The sequence below is a fragment of the Pseudomonas sp. SL4(2022) genome, from assembly GCF_026625725.1.
Lineage (GTDB): Bacteria > Pseudomonadota > Gammaproteobacteria > Pseudomonadales > Pseudomonadaceae > Aquipseudomonas.
Map to the genome: position 1 here is coordinate 1,947,731 of NZ_CP113060.1, position 15,270 is coordinate 1,963,000.

General features: G+C 60.5%; 18 protein-coding genes. 6 read left to right on the plus strand and 12 right to left on the minus strand.

Annotated elements, in window-relative coordinates; all coding sequences use genetic code 11:
• Positions 1–6 precede the first annotated feature (6 nt).
• Entirely contained in the window at positions 7–1,482 is a 1,476-nt protein-coding gene (nuoN, locus tag OU997_RS09325; protein WP_108488502.1) for an NADH-quinone oxidoreductase subunit NuoN, read from the plus strand.
• Positions 1,483–1,512: 30 nt separating this feature from the next.
• Positions 1,513–2,364: an SDR family oxidoreductase gene (locus OU997_RS09330; RefSeq protein WP_267809723.1), complete on the plus strand. Its 852-nt coding sequence runs from the start codon at positions 1,513–1,515 to the stop codon at positions 2,362–2,364.
• Between the two features lie 6 nt (positions 2,365–2,370).
• Here OU997_RS09330 and OU997_RS09335 read toward each other — a convergent pair whose 3' ends face one another.
• The 9 genes from OU997_RS09335 to OU997_RS09375 all read right to left on the minus strand — a co-directional run bounded on the left by OU997_RS09335 (position 2,371) and on the right by OU997_RS09375 (position 10,298).
• Complete coding sequence (locus OU997_RS09335) at positions 2,371–3,105, minus strand: hypothetical protein (RefSeq protein WP_267809724.1); 735 nt, start codon at positions 3,103–3,105, stop codon at positions 2,371–2,373.
• A gap of 129 nt (positions 3,106–3,234) precedes the next feature.
• Complete coding sequence (locus tag OU997_RS09340; protein ID WP_267809725.1) at positions 3,235–3,966, minus strand: energy transducer TonB family protein; 732 nt, start codon at positions 3,964–3,966, stop codon at positions 3,235–3,237.
• Positions 3,963–4,388: a TonB system transport protein ExbD gene (exbD, locus tag OU997_RS09345; protein WP_267809726.1), complete on the minus strand. Its 426-nt coding sequence runs from the start codon at positions 4,386–4,388 to the stop codon at positions 3,963–3,965. The genes OU997_RS09340 and exbD overlap by 4 nt, the downstream gene beginning before the upstream one ends.
• Positions 4,389–4,391: 3 nt before the next feature.
• Complete coding sequence (gene exbB / locus OU997_RS09350; protein ID WP_108488507.1) at positions 4,392–5,465, minus strand: tonB-system energizer ExbB; 1,074 nt, start codon at positions 5,463–5,465, stop codon at positions 4,392–4,394.
• 225 nt (positions 5,466–5,690) lie between these two features.
• Positions 5,691–6,071 (minus strand): RidA family protein, encoded by a 381-nt coding sequence (locus OU997_RS09355; RefSeq protein ID WP_108488508.1) that lies wholly within the window; start codon positions 6,069–6,071, stop codon positions 5,691–5,693.
• 138 nt (positions 6,072–6,209) lie between these two features.
• The gene (spoT, locus tag OU997_RS09360) at positions 6,210–8,318 is read right to left on the minus strand and encodes a bifunctional GTP diphosphokinase/guanosine-3',5'-bis pyrophosphate 3'-pyrophosphohydrolase (RefSeq protein WP_108488509.1); all 2,109 of its coding nucleotides are present in this window, start codon (positions 8,316–8,318) and stop codon (positions 6,210–6,212) included.
• Between the two features lie 60 nt (positions 8,319–8,378).
• Positions 8,379–8,642: a DNA-directed RNA polymerase subunit omega gene (gene rpoZ / locus OU997_RS09365; protein WP_108488510.1), complete on the minus strand. Its 264-nt coding sequence runs from the start codon at positions 8,640–8,642 to the stop codon at positions 8,379–8,381.
• A 122-nt stretch (positions 8,643–8,764) separates the two neighbouring features.
• Positions 8,765–9,385, minus strand: a complete 621-nt coding sequence (gmk, locus tag OU997_RS09370) for a guanylate kinase (protein WP_108488511.1) — start codon at positions 9,383–9,385, stop codon at positions 8,765–8,767.
• 49 nt (positions 9,386–9,434) lie between these two features.
• A complete protein-coding gene (locus OU997_RS09375; protein WP_108488512.1) occupies positions 9,435–10,298 on the minus strand; it encodes a YicC/YloC family endoribonuclease in 864 nt (287 codons plus the stop codon).
• 142 nt (positions 10,299–10,440) lie between these two features.
• Between OU997_RS09375 and rph the strand changes: the two genes are divergently transcribed.
• Positions 10,441–11,163 carry a ribonuclease PH gene (rph, locus tag OU997_RS09380; protein WP_108488513.1) on the plus strand — a complete coding sequence of 241 codons (723 nt, stop codon included), beginning with the start codon at positions 10,441–10,443 and terminating at the stop codon, positions 11,161–11,163.
• A 37-nt stretch (positions 11,164–11,200) separates the two neighbouring features.
• Entirely contained in the window at positions 11,201–11,572 is a 372-nt protein-coding gene (locus OU997_RS09385) for a DUF4870 domain-containing protein (RefSeq protein ID WP_108488514.1), read from the plus strand.
• Between the two features lie 55 nt (positions 11,573–11,627).
• On the opposite strand, the gene OU997_RS09390 is transcribed toward OU997_RS09385, so the two are convergent.
• The gene (locus OU997_RS09390; RefSeq protein WP_108488515.1) at positions 11,628–12,407 is read right to left on the minus strand and encodes an exodeoxyribonuclease III; all 780 of its coding nucleotides are present in this window, start codon (positions 12,405–12,407) and stop codon (positions 11,628–11,630) included.
• Positions 12,408–12,498: 91 nt separating this feature from the next.
• Here OU997_RS09390 and pyrE point away from each other — a divergent pair, with 91 nt between their 5' ends.
• Entirely contained in the window at positions 12,499–13,140 is a 642-nt protein-coding gene (pyrE, locus tag OU997_RS09395; protein WP_108488516.1) for an orotate phosphoribosyltransferase, read from the plus strand.
• Between the two features lie 23 nt (positions 13,141–13,163).
• Positions 13,164–13,757, plus strand: a complete 594-nt coding sequence (locus OU997_RS09400) for a DUF4124 domain-containing protein (protein ID WP_267809727.1) — start codon at positions 13,164–13,166, stop codon at positions 13,755–13,757.
• 22 nt (positions 13,758–13,779) lie between these two features.
• On the opposite strand, the gene OU997_RS09405 is transcribed toward OU997_RS09400, so the two are convergent.
• A complete protein-coding gene (locus OU997_RS09405) occupies positions 13,780–14,226 on the minus strand; it encodes an acyl-CoA thioesterase (RefSeq protein ID WP_108488527.1) in 447 nt (148 codons plus the stop codon).
• A 126-nt stretch (positions 14,227–14,352) separates the two neighbouring features.
• Complete coding sequence (gene argB, locus OU997_RS09410) at positions 14,353–15,258, minus strand: acetylglutamate kinase (protein WP_108488518.1); 906 nt, start codon at positions 15,256–15,258, stop codon at positions 14,353–14,355.
• Between the last annotated feature and the right edge of the window lie 12 nt (positions 15,259–15,270).

Genomic DNA, 15,270 nt, shown 5'->3' on the forward strand with positions numbered 1-15,270 from the left:
TAGCGTATGGAATTCACGACTCAACACTTTATTGCGCTGCTGCCGCTGCTGATCACCAGTGTCACCATCGTGCTGGTGATGCTGGCGATTGCCTGGAAGCGCAATCACGCCATGACCTTCGGCCTCTCGGTGCTGGGTCTCAACCTGGCCCTGCTGTCGTTGCTGCCCGCCCTGGACGTGACGCCGATTGAGGTCACCCCGCTGTTGCTGGTGGATAAATTCGCCTGCTACTACATGGCCCTGGTGCTAGCCGCCACGCTGGCCTGTGTGACCCTGATCCACGCTTACCTGGGCGGCGAGTCCGGCAAGGGCTATCCAGGCAACCGTGAAGAGCTGTACCTGCTGATGCTGCTGTCTGCCGCTGGTGGTCTGGTGCTGGTCAGTGCGCAGCACTTGGCGGGCCTGTTTATCGGCCTGGAGCTGCTGTCGGTGCCGACCTACGGCATGATCGCCTACGCCTTCTTCAACAAGCGTTCGCTGGAAGCCGGCATCAAGTACATGGTGCTGTCCGCCGCAGGCTCGGCATTTCTCCTGTTCGGCATGGCGCTGCTGTATGCCGAGTCGGGCAACCTGACGTTCGCTGGCATCGGCGCCAAGCTGGCCGCCGATGGCCTGCCGAGCATGCTGGCGCAGTTGGGCGTGGGCATGATGCTGATTGGTCTGGCGTTCAAACTGTCGCTGGTGCCGTTCCACTTGTGGACCCCGGACGTTTATGAAGGCGCTCCGGCGCCGGTGGCAGCCTTCCTCGCCACCGCCAGTAAAGTTGCGGTGTTTGCCGTGCTGCTGCGTTTGTATCAGATGTCACCGGCCACCGCAGGCGGCTGGTTGAATGACCTGCTGACCTTGATTGCCATCGCCTCGATTATCTTCGGCAACCTGCTGGCGCTGCTGCAGAACAACCTCAAGCGGCTGCTCGGTTATTCCTCGATCGCCCACTTCGGTTACCTGCTGGTGGCGCTGATCGCCAGCAAGGGGCTGGCGGTGGAGGCGGTGGGCGTGTACCTGGCCACCTATGTGCTGACCAGCCTGGGTGCGTTCGGCGTGATTACCCTGATGTCGACGCCCTACAGCGGCCGTGATGCCGATGCCCTGTATGAATACCGTGGGCTGTTCTGGCGCCGTCCGTACCTGACTGCCGTGCTCACCGTGATGATGCTGTCGCTGGCCGGTATTCCGCTGACGGCCGGTTTTATCGGCAAGTTCTACGTGGTCGCTGCTGGCGTGCAATCGCAGCAGTGGTGGCTGCTCGCCGCCCTGGTGATCGGCAGCGCCATCGGCGTGTTCTATTACCTGCGGGTGATGGTCACCCTGTTTATGGTCGAGCCGAACCTGCGCCGCCATGACGCGCCTCTGCATTGGGGACAGCAGGCGGGTGGTGTAATGTTGCTGTTCGTCGCGTTGCTGGCGTTCTTCCTCGGTGTGTACCCACAGCCGCTGTTGGAGCTGGTGCAACAGGCCGGCCTGGTGGCACTGTTGCCCTGATGAGCAACAGATCCTATGGAATACGCAGCGATGAGTAAGACACTGATGATCGCCGGCTGTGGTGATGTCGGCAGCCGTTTGGGTCAGCAGCTAAGCGCCGTAGGCTGGACGGTGTATGGCTTGCGCCGCAGTGTGGCGCTGCTGCCACAGGGTATTCGCCCGGTAGCCGGTGATCTGCATACCGATGCCTGCCCGGCTGCCTGGCCGAGCGAACCGCTGGATTACCTGGTGTATTGCGCGGCCGCCACCGAGCACGACGAGGCCGGTTACCGCGCGGCCTATGTTGACGGCCTGCGCCGCGTGCTGGGTTGGCTGGCGCAACAGGGCCAATGGCCCAAACGCCTGCTGTTTGTCTCCAGCAGCGGTGTGTATGGCCAGCAGCTCGGTGAATGGGTGGATGAAAACTCTCCCGCAGAAGCCGATAGCTACTCCGGACGGATCATGCGTGAAGCCGAGCAGCTGGCATTGCGAAGTGGGTTGCCCGCTAGCCTGGTGCGCCTCACCGGCATCTACGGCCCAGGCCGCGAATGGCTGCTCAAGCAGGTGCGCGAGGGCTATCGAGTCGTCAGCGAGCCGCCGCTGTACGGTAACCGTATCCATGTCGATGATGCCGCAGGGCTACTGGCTTATCTGTTGCAAGCCGATGCCCGTGGTGTGGCGCTGGATGATTGTTATATTGGCGTCGACGATCAGCCGGCGCCGCTGCATGAGGTGGTGGCCTGGCTGCGCGAACAACTGGACATCAGCCACTGGTCTGCAGAAGCGACTGTGCGCCGCACCGGTAGCAAACGTTGCAGTAATGGCCGCGCCCGTGCGCTGGGTTGGCAGCCGCAGTATCCCAGCTATCGCGAGGGTTACACGGCAATTTTGAGCGGTGCGTAAGCGCGCTTAACGCTGTTGCAGCAACCAGCGTTGCTGGCCCTTGTAGAAGTTCGGCATTTCATCAATCTGTGAGCTGTTCAGCGCTTCGAAGACGCGGAGCTCATCGTCCTTACGCTCGAACAGCCAGTTTTGGCCCTGGTCGCCCAACTGCAACCAGAGGCTGTCGAACTCGCCACTCATCGCCGCACAATCACCTGCCAGACACAGGGCATAGCGCTCTGCGCCTGGCAGTCCCTGCACGCTGCCGTCGGCCTGGAACAACACCAGACCACCTTCCCCCAAGCCTTCCTTGATCAACCAGGTACCGCCTAGGTAAGCGCCATACAACGCCTGCTCGAAGCTGCTCCCCGGCGGGGCGAGTGCGCCTGGCACGGCTGGTGCCCGGACAAAGCGCTGCTCCGGCCAGGTATCGCTCTGCGCCTGAATCAGTTCGCCATTGCTCAGGCTCAGTAATTCTTGAAAATCACCGTAGAAATGCACGCGCAGCGGGCCTGTTTTATCGCGTTCGAAGGTACCTTCACCCCGTTCAAAACCATTGCTGAAACTGGCCAGTCGGCGCTGGCCATCGATCTGCCACTCCAGATTGGGGCCATAGGCCAGCAGGGCTTCGCGCAGGTTGCCCCGCTCCACGGCGTCATCGATAGCAGCCTGGTTAATCCAGGTGCCACTGGGATCTTGGGGTGGGCTGGCGCAACCACTGAGTAGGACGGAGGAAATAAGGGCTGTAGACAGGCAACGCATGGCGGCGTCCTCAGGGCAGAGCAGAGACGGTGGTTGAACCGCCCCGGTGGTGGATTCGCCCAGCAGAATAGCGTTATTTAGGTCTGGCGTTACAGCGGCAGCCCGTGCAGGTCGCACGGGCTGCCAGGTTTAGCGGGTGAGTTCGAATTTGATCGGGAAGTCCAGGCTGATGCTGCCACTGCTCAGCACCTCCTGCGGTGGCCGCGGTACTGGGCTGGCCTTGCGCAGCTGGATCAGCACATCGCGATCAAAGGATGGGCGCGCGGTGGAGGCCTTTATCTTGCCCAGCAGAATATCGCCGCGACCATTGACGTCGAACGTCAGGGTCACCGCTTGGATATGCCCAATCCGGTTGAACCGCCGCTCGCGATCTGGGTAATGCAGGCGGCTGCTCAGGTGCGCATGTACCTTGCTCAGCCAGAGGGTGCGCGCTTGATGGTCCTCACTGGGTGCGCTCTGACGCGGTGTAGCCTGTTGCTGTGCGGCCGGGGCCGGGGCCGCATCGTTGCTGGCCTGTGCAGTTTCCGGTGTGGGTGTTTCCGCTGGCTTGGGCTGTGGTTTCGGCTGGGGGGGGCGCGGTTTGGGTTTCGGCTTGGGCTGGGCGACTGCCAGCTTCGGCTTGGGCGCTTCGATCAGCTTGGGCTGTGGCTCGGGTTCCGGCTCGGGCTGCTGGATCACCGGTGGCGTTGGCTTGGGTGCAGCAACCAGTGGTTGCAGTTCGACCAGCATCGCTGCTGGCGGTGGCTCTACGGCAATGGCTTGCGGGTGCCAGTACAGCGCCCAGATAAACAGGGCAACGTGTAAGGTGACCACCAGCAGCAGGCTGGCCATCCAGAAGAGGCTACGGTGAGAGCGGGTCATGGTGTGCCGACCGTCTCCAGGCCAACCAGACCGATCTTCAGGTAGCCGGCACCGCGCAGGTTGTCCATTACGGTCATCAGGTCGGCATAGTCGACGCCCTTGTCACCGCGCACGAAAATGGTCTTTTCCTTGTCGGCCTGGGTTAGCTTGTCCAATGCCGCACCCAGCAGGGCGGGTTCGACCTGATCGTTGTCGAGAAATAAACGGCTGTCGTCCTTGATGCTCAGGTAGATCGGTTTATCCGGCCGTGGTGTTGGCTTGGCACTGGAGGCGGGCAGGTCGACTTTTACGTCAACCGTGGCCAGGGGGGCTGCCACCATGAAGATGATTAGCAACACCAGCATTACGTCGATAAAGGGCGTGACGTTGATCTCGTGGTTTTCCTGGAGGTCATCGCCACTGTCGTTGAGGTGCAGGCCCATGTCTCAGACCGCCCTGACCATTTGCGGCGCAGTACTGCGCTCGTTACTGGTAGGCATGTCCAGATCACGGCTGACCAACAGCAGTACCTGGGCCGAAGCGTCGGCAACCTGCGCCTTGTAGCTGGCAATCGAGCGGGCAAAGACGTTGTAGATGATTACCGCCGGGATCGCGGCAACCAGGCCAAGGGCGGTGGCCAACAAGGCTTCGGCGATACCCGGGGCAACCACGGCGAGGTTGGTGGTCTGCGATTTGGCGATGCCGATAAAGCTGTTCATGATGCCCCAGACCGTGCCGAACAGGCCGACGAAGGGCGCGGTGGAACCAATGGTGGCCAGCACCCCGGTGCCTTTGCTCATGTCCCTGCCGCACGCGGCCACCAGGCGCTCCAGGCGGAAGCTGACACGTTCCTTGATACCATCCTTCAGCTTGCTGTTGGCGGACAGGTTCAGTTCATCGCGGGCATCGTCGATCAGCAGGGTGCTGAAACTGTGCTGGGCACGTGCCTGGTCGGCGGCCTGTTGCAGGTTGCGTGCGCGTTTCAGTTCGGGCAGCTCACGACGCAGACGACGGCGGGCGCTGAGCAGCTCAATGCTTTTCGCCACCCACACGGTCCAGGTCAGGATCGAGGCGAGCACCAGGCCGATCATCACACTTTTCACTACGACATCGGCGTTCTGGAACATGCCCCATGGCGACAGGTCGTGCAGCAGGGCCTCATCGGCTGCCGCGTCAGGCGGCGTCTCGCTGTTCTGCAGGGCGGTCAGCAGGTGCTGAGCCTGCTCGGGGGCAATGCCGTTGTCCGTGATGAATTGTTGCTGTGTAGCGCTGATCTGCTCGGCACTGGCCTGTTCGCCCAACGCCGCGATTTTTTCCCGCAAAGCTGTTAGCTGAGGGGTCTCTCCAGTTACTGGTGCAGCCTGGGGTGTCGCCAATGCTGAGCCGTTCGGTGCGGCGGCAGCCGGTTGTTCAGCAAAGCTGGTGATGGGCAGCAAGGTCAGCAGTGACAAGCAGAGCAGCGGCAACCAGCGCGGCTGGCGAGACGTGGCGGTGTGAGCGGTTGGGCTGGAAAAGAACATACTGGCCGGACCTGAGAAGGAAAGGTTGCGGGTGCGCTGCGATATAGAGCGGCGCATGAGTAAGCGCAAACATTATTGCAAATAATTCGCGTTAATAAAATATTGATTAAAGACTGCCTCGCGCGCGAGGGCGCGAGTGGCTTGAGCGTGCGAGTGGAGGGTTAGTCGTGTGGCGAGGGCAGAGCGGAGCGTAGGGGAGGCGGGGCAGATGCCCCGCCAGGGGTGTTACTCGAGCACCAGAATAGCGTCCATTTCAACGTGCGCACCACGGGGCAGTGCCGCTACACCAATGGCTGCGCGAGCCGGGTAGGGCTGCTCGAAGTAACGGCCCATGACTTCATTGACCTTGGCGAAGTGCGACAGGTCGGTGAGGAAGATGTTCAGTTTGACGATGTCCTTGAACGAGCCGCCAGCGGCTTCGGCCACGGCTTTGAGGTTCTCGAACACTTGCACGGTCTGGGCTTCGAAGCCTTCCACCAGTTCCATGGTCTTCGGGTCCAGCGGGATCTGTCCGGACATGTACACAGTGTTGCCCGCCTTGATTGCCTGGGAGTAAGTGCCGATAGCGGCTGGGGCCTTGTCGCTGCTGATAACGCTCTTGCTCATGGAAGCTCCTGCAAAGCTGTAGTGGGAGAACTCTACGCACACGTTGCTGTGGCGATGTCAGTTAGATTGTCTAGGTTGGGCGAAAGCCACAGCGACTGTCAAAGTACAGCGGGCTGTTGATTGTGCTGTTCAGTTCGATCAGGCGCGCGTTCGGGTAATGCGAATGACGCCGCTCAACGCCCGCAGCTTCTTGATCACGCGTGCCAAGTGCACGCGGTCATGCACGCTGACCACCAGCTGTACGACACTGATGCGGCCATCACGCTCGTCCATGCTGATCTTCTCGATATTACCGTCAGCGGCATTCACGCTGCCGGCCAGCAGGGCGATCAGGCCGCGCTGGTGCTCAAGCTCGACGCGCAGTTCGACGTTGAACTCGCCGGTAACGTCCTTGGCCCAGGACAGCTGGATGCATTTTTCCGGGTTGTGGCGGATCTCGCCGATGTTCTTGCAGCTGTCCAGGTGCACCACCATGCCTTTGCCTGCGGACAAGTGGCCGACAATCGGGTCGCCCGGAATCGGCGTGCAGCATTTGGCGTAGCTCAGCACCAGGCCTTCGGTGCCGCGAATCGCCAGCGGCCCTTCGCTGCTTGGCAACGCTTCGTTGCTGTCACTGAGCAGGCGGCGCGCCACCACATAGGCCATGCGGTTGCCCAGGCCGATGTCTTCGAGCAGGTCTTCGAGCACGTCCTGATGGTATTCGGCGAGTACCGCCTGGATCCGTTCGGGCGAGAGCTTGTCGACGCGGCTGTCGAAACCAGCCAGCACCTTGTTTAGCAGGCGTTCTCCCAGGCTGATGGACTCCGAGCGGCGCTGCAGCTTCAGGGCGTGGCGAATATGCGTGCGGGCCTTGCCGGTGACCACGAAGCTCAGCCAGGCCGGGTTTGGTCGTGCGCCGGGGGCGGTGACGATTTCCACCGTCGAGCCGCTTTCCAGTGCCTGCGACAGTGGCGCCAGGCGGCGGTTGATGCGGCAGGCGATGCAGGTGTTGCCGACATCGGTATGCACCGCGTAGGCAAAGTCGACCGCCGTGGAGCCTTTCGGCAGCTCCATGATGCGGCCTTTGGGCGTGAACACGTAGACCTCGTCGGGGAACAGGTCGATCTTCACGCTCTCGATAAATTCCAGCGAGTTGCCGGCGCGTTGCTGCATCTCCAATACGCCCTTGACCCACTGCCGCGCGCGGGCGTGGCTGCCCTTGGGCTGGTCTTCCTCGTTGGATTTGTACAGCCAGTGTGCGGCAATGCCGTTGTTGGCCAGCTCTTCCATTTCACGGGTACGGATCTGAATCTCGATCGGTACGCCGTGCATGCCGAACAGCGTGGTGTGCAGCGACTGATAGCCGTTGGCCTTGGGGATGGCGATGTAATCCTTGAAGCGGCCGGGCAGGGGCTTGTACAGGTTATGCACGGCGCCGAGCACGCGGTAACAGGTGTCGACCTTATCGACGACGATGCGGAAGGCGTAGACGTCCATGATTTCGTTGAACGCCCGGCGTTTGCCGCGCATCTTCTGGTAGATGCCGTAGAGGTGCTTCTCGCGGCCCATCACCTCGCCCTCCATGCCTTCGCGGGCCAGGCAGTGGGTGATCGACTCTTCGATCTTGTTGACGATTTCCTTACGGTTGCCCCGCGCACGTTTGACCGCTGTGCGGATGCGCTCGGAGCGCATCGGGTGCATGGCCTTGAAGCCCAGATCCTCGAACTCGATGCGCATGCTGTGCATGCCCAGGCGGTTGGCGATCGGTGCGTAGATTTCCAGGGTTTCCTTGGCGATGCGTCGGCGTTTTTCGCCGGACAGCACTTCCAATGTACGCATGTTGTGCAGGCGGTCGGCCAGTTTGACCAGAATCACCCGGATATCGCGGGCCATGGCCATGGCCATCTTCTGGAAATTCTCGGCCTGCGCTTCGGCCTTGGTTTCGAAGTTCATCTGGGTCAGTTTGCTGACCCCGTCGACCAGTTCCGCCACTGACTCGCCGAACTGGGCGTCGAGGGCTTCCTTGGCAATACCGGTGTCTTCGATCACGTCATGCAGCATCGCGGCCATCAGGCTCTGATGGTCCATGTGCATGTCAGCCAGGATGCTCGCCACTGCCAGGGGATGGGTGACGTAAGCTTCGCCGCTGCGGCGGCGTTGGCCGTCGTGGGCTTGTTCGGCGTAAAAATAAGCGCGGCGAACCAGGTTGACCTGATCGCCGTCGAGGTAGGTCGAAAGTCTGTCGGCGAGGGCGTCTATGCTCGGCATGGGTGTTCCCCTTGCCGATTCAGATGACCCTGCGCCTGACGACGTCGACCCGGCATAGGCTTACAGAGGCTCGTTCGCCTCTTCCTCGAATGCGGCAAACAGCGGTTCTTCTTCGACGATGTCGTCTTGGGCGATTACGTCATAGTTGACCAGACCGGCAGCGATTTCGCGCAGTGCGACTACGGTCGGCTTGTCGTTTTCCCACGCCACTTTCGGCTCTTTGCCGCCGGTGGCCAGCTGGCGCGAACGCTTGGTGGCGAGCATGACCAGCTCAAAGCGGTTATCGACGTTGTCCAGGCAATCTTCAACGGTAACGCGGGCCATGGTATTCCTCGTTGCGACAAAATTAAGAGCGAAAAAACGCCACCCAAATGGGCGAGCGGACTGGATAGTCTAAAAAATCACCAGCATTTAGGGAAGCACTGATTTGCTCAGTGCTTACTGCGTCAGACCAACAGCTCACTGAGCAAGCCGTTGTGACGTTGCTGTTGTGGGCTTTGCAGCAGTTGATTGGCGCGGAAAATCGCCTTCAGATCGCTCAGCGCATGGGCGAAGTCATCGTTGATCAGCAGGTAGTCATATTCGACGTAATGGCTCATCTCGCTGACGGCTTCACGCATGCGGCGCTCGATGATTTCACCGCTGTCCTGGCCGCGATTGGTCAAGCGATGGCGCAGCGCTTCCTGGGTTGGCGGCAGAATGAAAATGGATTTGGCTTCCGGCATCAGCCGGCGTACCTGCTGTGCGCCTTGCCAGTCGATCTCCAGAATCAGGTCGAAACCGTCGCGCAGGGTCTGTTTGACCCAGTCCTGCGAGGTGCCATAGAGGTTGCCGAAGACCTCTGCATGTTCAAGGAATTCTGTCTTGTCGAGCATGGCGTGGAACTGCTCGCGGCTGACGAAGTGGTAGTTCACCCCGTCTACTTCGCCCGGGCGCATGGCGCGGGTGGTATGCGAGACCGACACGCGAATCTGCGCCTCGCTGTCGATCAGCGCTTTGACCAGGCTGGTCTTGCCCGCGCCGGATGGGGCGGAAATGATGTACAGGGTGCCGGTGGTTGTGCTCATGGATCAATCCTGAAGCGCGTTGTTCGAAGAGTAGCAGGGGCGATCTGTCTTACTCGATGTTCTGTACTTGCTCGCGCATCTGCTCGATCAGCACTTTCAGATTGACCGCCGCCTGAGTGCTGCGGGTGTCGAAGGCCTTGGAGCCAAGGGTATTGGCTTCGCGGTTGAGTTCCTGCATGAGGAAATCCAGGCGTCTGCCGGCCTGGCCGCCGGACTTCAGGACGCGGCGCACTTCGCTGACGTGGGTACTGAGGCGGTCCAGTTCTTCGGCGACATCACTTTTCTGCGCGAGGATAACCAGCTCTTGCTCCAAGCGCTGTGGGTCCAACTCGGCCTGCATTTCGGCGCAACGATCGAGAATCTTCTGCCGCTGTCCGGCAAGCATCTGTGGCACCAGTTCGCGCAGGGCGGTGACTTGCTCAAGGATGCTGTCCAGGCGCTCATTGAGCAGTTTGGCCAGTTCCGCACCTTCGCGTTCGCGGCCTTTCTTCAGCTCGTTCAGCGCTTCGGTGAACAGCGCCAGAGCATTCTGATTGAGTGCTTGCGGGTCCGCAGCATCCGCGACCAGTACGCCAGGCCAGCCGAGTACCTCCAATGGGTTGAGTGCGGCAGGCTGCTTGATCAAGCCGGCCACGTTTTCGGCGGCGGCGACCAGTTGCGCGGCGCGTTCCAGATCGACCTGCAAGGCTTTGCCGGTGCTGTCATCGCTCAAACGCAGGGTGCATTCGACTTTGCCGCGCGACAGGCCGTTACGCAGGGCTTCGCGCACCGCGCCTTCGAGGTCGCGGAAGCTTTCCGGCAGGCGCAAATGAGGTTCCAGATAGCGATGGTTGACCGAACGCAGCTCCCAGCTCAGGGTGCCGTGGGTACCTGCCTGCTCGACGCGGGCGAAGGCAGTCATGCTGTGGATCATCGGGGCGAACCTCGCGGAAAGTCGAAAGCAAAGGCGTTCGATTGTAGCGCAGTGCGTCGGTCGCTCCCAATTCGACATGCCGTAGCGGGCTTACGGCCCTATAATGCCGGGCAGATTTTTTATTCAGAGCAGGAATTCCCAGATGAAACGTCCCAGTGGCCGCGCCGCCGATCAGTTGCGCTCGATTCGCATCACCCGCAACTACACCAAGCATGCCGAGGGTTCGGTGCTGGTGGAGTTTGGCGATACCAAAGTGATTTGCACGGTCAGTGTCGAGTCTGGCGTACCGCGTTTCCTCAAAGGCCAGGGCCAGGGTTGGTTGACCGCTGAGTACGGCATGCTGCCGCGTGCCACCGGTGACCGTAATCAGCGTGAAGCCAGCCGTGGCAAGCAGGGCGGCCGTACTCTGGAAATCCAGCGCCTGATCGGTCGTTCGCTGCGTGCAGCGTTGGATATGTCCAAACTGGGCGAAAACACGCTCTATGTTGACTGCGATGTAATCCAGGCTGACGGTGGCACCCGTACAGCGTCCATTACTGGGGCCATGGTTGCGTTGGTGGATGCGCTGAAAGTGATCAAAAAACGTGGCGGCCTTAAAGGCGGCGACCCGCTCAAGCAGATGATTGCCGCGGTGTCGGTGGGCATGTATCAGGGCGAGCCGGTACTGGATCTGGATTACCTGGAAGATTCCGCTGCCGAAACCGACCTCAACGTGGTGATGACTAGCGCCGGTGGCTTTATCGAAGTGCAGGGCACGGCCGAAGGTGCCCCGTTCCAGCCGGCAGAGCTGAATGCGATGCTCGAATTGGCGCAAAAAGGCATGACTGAGCTGTTTGAACTGCAGCAGGCGGCGCTGGTCGATTAAGACAGATATTTCTGCCCACACCGCACGGAGACGCACAATGAGCGACGAACCCTTAGCACCTCAGCCCACTCCCGGCCCGGAAGCCCGTCAGTGGGCGATGTTCTGTCACTTTGCCGCCTTTCTCGGTCTGGTCTTTCCCTTTGGCAATCTGTTGGGGCCGTTGATCGTCTGGCAGGTCAAGAAGGATCTCGACCCGTTCGTCGATGCTCAAGGCAAGGAGGCGCTGAACTTCCAGATCAGCGTGGCCCTGGCCGCGCTTCTGTGCTTCTTGTTGATGGTGGTGGTGATCGGCTTCCCGCTGCTGTTGTTGGTCAGCGTGGGGGCGTTGGTGCTGACCATCATTGCCGGGATCAAGGCCAATGAAGGTCAGGCTTACCGCTACCCGTTCTCCTGGCGGCTGGTGAAGTAGCTGCTGCGAGAGCAACCCATAAAAAACCGGCTATCAGCCGGTTTTTTATGGGGCGTCATACGCTGAGTAACCAGTCGTAGTCGACGATCAGTGGGGCGTGCTGCGAGAAGCGTGGCTGACGCGGCAGGCGGGCGCTACGGATGCTGCGGCGCATGCCCGGCGTAAGCAGTTGATAATCAAAGCGATAGCCCAAGTTGAGTAGCTCGGCCTGTTCGCTGTCTGGCCACCAGCTGAACTGGTCACCTTCACGGCTGACCTCGCGCAACGCATCGACATAGCCCATGGTGCCAATCACTTCGTCCAGCCAGGCGCGCTCCGGCGCTAGAAAACCGGGCGATTGCTGGCAGTCGCGCCAGTTCTTCACGTCGAGCTTCTGGTGTGCCACGTAGAACGAGCCGCAATAGATGTACTCGCGGCGCTTGCGGCGCTGCTTGTCCAAATAATGGGTGAAGTCGTCCATAAACTTGAATTTCTGATTCAAGCTCTCATCACCCTGCTGCCCAGAAGGCATCAGCAGGGTGGCAATACTTACTTTGTCGAAATCGGCCTGCAGGTAGCGCCCATAGCGATCGGCCATTTCAAAGCCCAGACCGCTGATTACCGCCTTGGGTTGCAACCGCGAATACAGCGCCACGCCACCTTGGCTGGGCACTTCTGCATCGCAGGCATAGAGGAAATAGCCATCCAGTTGGAGGGCTTGGTCGTCCAGTTCAAAGGCGGAGGCGCGGGTGTCCTGCAGGCAGATGACGTCGGCATTCTGTGCTTGCAGCCAACTGAGCAAACCGCGCTCGACTGCCGCATGAATACCATTCACGTTCACACTGATGATCCGCATAAATGGCCCCCAAAATCACGTGGGTGTATGATACCCGAGCTCGTGTCTAATAAGTAATTTCCTAGCAAAACCGTGCTGTCCGGGGCCTTTCATGCAAGCGTATCAACGCGATTTCATCCGTTTTGCCATTGAGCGCGGGGTTCTGCGCTTTGGTCAGTTCACCCTGAAGTCTGGGCGTGTCAGCCCTTATTTTTTCAATGCCGGGTTGTTCGACAGTGGCCTGGCTCTGGCTCAACTGGGGCGTTTTTACGCGGCAGCCGTTATGGACAGCGGCATCGACTTCGATGTTCTGTTTGGCCCTGCCTACAAGGGTATTCCGTTGGCCGCGACCACTGCGGTGGCGCTGGCTGAACACCATCAGCGCGACGTGCCTTGGTGTTTCAACCGCAAGGAAGCCAAGGATCATGGCGAAGGTGGCACGCTGGTGGGTGCGCCGCTGGCCGGGCGCGTGCTGATTATCGATGACGTGATCACCGCCGGCACGGCGATTCGTGAAGTGATGCAGATCATCCAGGCCCAGGGCGCCCAGGCTGCCGGTGTGCTAATTGCGCTAAACCGCCAGGAACGTGGCAAAGGCGAGCTCTCGGCGATCCAGGAGGTCGAACGCGACTATGGCATGCCCGTGGTGAGCATTGTGTCACTCGAACAGGTGTTGGAATATCTGGCAGGTGATGCTGAACTCAAGCAGTATCTGCCAGCGGTAGAAGCCTACCGCGCCGAATACGGAATCTAACCTGTCGATAAGGTGTTGCCTTGATGCGCAGACCCGCCCTGACCCGCTGTTCGCTGTTGCTAGGCCTACTGCTGCCGGTTGTGGCGGGTGCGGCTGAGCTGTACCGCTATGTCGATGAAAGGGGCACCACGGTGCTGAGCCGCCAGGGCGTGCCGCCGGAGCACATCAGCAAGGGTTATGAAGTGCTGAATGATCAGGGGCGGGTGGTGAAGGTGATTCCGCCTGCGCCCAGCGCCGAGGAAATGCAGCGCATTCTTGCCGACAAGGCCCGTGCCAGTTCAGATGCGCAGTTGCTGCGCTTGTACAGTACCTCGGATGACGTTGAGCGCGCGCGCGAGCGCAAGCTGGCCGAATTGGATGGTCTGATTGGTGTGGCGCGCAGCAACTTGCAATCGGCGCGTACTCAGCAGGCTAATTTGCAAAGCCAGGCGGCCGATCATGAGCGCGGCGGCCGTAATGTGCCGGCAAACCTCTTGGCTCAGATCGAAAACCAGAAGGCTGAGCAGGAGCGTCTAAAGGGCGAAATCGTGCGTTATGAAGCGGCGCGCAAGGAGGCCGATAACAGCTTCAATGCCGATCGGGATCGCCTCAAAGAGCTCCTTAGCCGCACTCGTTAGTTGCCCCTCTAACCTCGGGCCATCATTGCTGTGGTGCGCTGCGTTCAAATGCCAGAATCTTCTGCTTTAGCCAGTCCGGCAGTGGCCGGCTGTTGCGGTTGGCGCTGTCCGCGTACACGTAAATCACTTCGCCGGCGGTCAGTGCCTGCTCGTCGCGCCAGATGCCCATGACAAAGCTCAGGCTCGAGCGGCCCAGGCGGGCGACGCGAATGCCAATCTGTAGCTGATCATCAAAGCGTGCGGGGGCCAGATACTCCAGCACGGTCTTGATGGCGAAGAAATCGCCGCCATCGTGTCTCAGGTCGTCCGGGTAGCGAATACCCAACGCGCGAAAGTATTCGGTAATGGCGACATCGGCGTATGTCAGGTAATGGCCGTTGAACACGATGCTTTGCGGGTCCACTTCAGCCCAGCGCACGCGCAATGGGTGAAAGAAACTGCAGGCGTCGCGGGACGGTGGATGGCTCACGTGAAACACCTCGGCTGCAGGGCTAAGCCACTGAGCTTGGGCGCTGCAAGAGCCTGCTGCAAGGTGCGCAGCAGGCTATCAGGCGGGCGAATCAGCCACGATCAGCGGTCTGATTGGTGCCAGGGGTCAGTGACGCTTGCGGTTGCAGATCAGCGTACCGACACCGCTGTCGGTGAAGATTTCCAACAGCACGGCATTCGGCACGCGGCCGTCGATGATATGCGCGCTGGTCACGCCGCCTTGAACGGCTTCCAGGGCGCAGCGGATCTTCGGCAGCATGCCGCCGTAGATAGTGCCGTCGGCGATCAGGCCATCGACTTGCTCGGTGGTCAGGCCAGTGAGGACCTGGCCCTGTTTGTCCATCAGGCCGGCGATGTTGGTCAGCAGCATCAGTTTTTCGGCCTTCAATGCTTCGGCGACTTTGCCGGCCACCAGGTCGGCGTTGATGTTGTAGGACTCGCCATCCGGGCCGACGCCAATCGGTGCGATCACCGGGATGAAATCGCCCTTGACCAGCATGTTCAGCAGGTCTGTATTGACCCCGGTGACTTCGCCGACGTGGCCGATATCGATGATTTCAGGCTGAGTCATTTCCGGTGTCTGGCGGGTGACCTTGAGCTTCTTCGCGCGGATCAGTTCCGCGTCTTTGCCGGTCAGGCCGATGGCGCTGCCGCCGTGCTGGTTGATCAGGTTGACAATACTTTTGTTGACCTGGCCGCCGAGGACCATTTCCACCACATCCATGGTGGCGGTGTCAGTGACGCGCATGCCGTCGATAAAGTGGCTTTCAATACTCAGGCGCTTGAGCAGGTCACCGATTTGCGGGCCGCCACCGTGCACCACCACCGGATTGATGCCCACGGCCTTCATCAGCACGATGTCGCGGGCGAAGCCCTGCTTGAGTTCTTCGCTCTCCATGGCGTTGCCGCCGTATTTGATCACCAGGGTTTTGCCAACGAAGCGGCGGATATACGGCAGTGCTTCGGACAGTACCTTGGCGACGTTGGTGGCGGCATCACGTTCGAGGGTCATGCAGGGCTCCAG

Excerpts from the sequence above, each read along its gene's own strand:
- argB (WP_108488518.1), bottom strand. The coding sequence starts at position 15,258 with ATGACCCTCGAACGTGATGCCGCCACCAACGTCGCCAAGGTACTGTCC.
- OU997_RS09400 (WP_267809727.1), top strand. The coding sequence starts at position 13,164 with ATGCGCAGACCCGCCCTGACCCGCTGTTCGCTGTTGCTAGGCCTACTG.
- exbB (WP_108488507.1), bottom strand. The coding sequence starts at position 5,465 with ATGTTCTTTTCCAGCCCAACCGCTCACACCGCCACGTCTCGCCAGCCG.
- exbD (WP_267809726.1), bottom strand. The coding sequence starts at position 4,388 with ATGGGCCTGCACCTCAACGACAGTGGCGATGACCTCCAGGAAAACCAC.
- OU997_RS09335 (WP_267809724.1), bottom strand. The coding sequence starts at position 3,105 with ATGCGTTGCCTGTCTACAGCCCTTATTTCCTCCGTCCTACTCAGTGGT.
- OU997_RS09375 (WP_108488512.1), bottom strand. The coding sequence starts at position 10,298 with ATGATCCACAGCATGACTGCCTTCGCCCGCGTCGAGCAGGCAGGTACC.
- rpoZ (WP_108488510.1), bottom strand. The coding sequence starts at position 8,642 with ATGGCCCGCGTTACCGTTGAAGATTGCCTGGACAACGTCGATAACCGC.
- OU997_RS09355 (WP_108488508.1), bottom strand. The coding sequence starts at position 6,071 with ATGAGCAAGAGCGTTATCAGCAGCGACAAGGCCCCAGCCGCTATCGGC.
- OU997_RS09385 (WP_108488514.1), top strand. The coding sequence starts at position 11,201 with ATGAGCGACGAACCCTTAGCACCTCAGCCCACTCCCGGCCCGGAAGCC.
- rph (WP_108488513.1), top strand. The coding sequence starts at position 10,441 with ATGAAACGTCCCAGTGGCCGCGCCGCCGATCAGTTGCGCTCGATTCGC.
- nuoN (WP_108488502.1), top strand. The coding sequence starts at position 7 with ATGGAATTCACGACTCAACACTTTATTGCGCTGCTGCCGCTGCTGATC.
- OU997_RS09390 (WP_108488515.1), bottom strand. The coding sequence starts at position 12,407 with ATGCGGATCATCAGTGTGAACGTGAATGGTATTCATGCGGCAGTCGAG.
- OU997_RS09340 (WP_267809725.1), bottom strand. The coding sequence starts at position 3,966 with ATGACCCGCTCTCACCGTAGCCTCTTCTGGATGGCCAGCCTGCTGCTG.
- OU997_RS09330 (WP_267809723.1), top strand. The coding sequence starts at position 1,513 with ATGAGTAAGACACTGATGATCGCCGGCTGTGGTGATGTCGGCAGCCGT.
- pyrE (WP_108488516.1), top strand. The coding sequence starts at position 12,499 with ATGCAAGCGTATCAACGCGATTTCATCCGTTTTGCCATTGAGCGCGGG.
- gmk (WP_108488511.1), bottom strand. The coding sequence starts at position 9,385 with ATGAGCACAACCACCGGCACCCTGTACATCATTTCCGCCCCATCCGGC.
- spoT (WP_108488509.1), bottom strand. The coding sequence starts at position 8,318 with ATGCCGAGCATAGACGCCCTCGCCGACAGACTTTCGACCTACCTCGAC.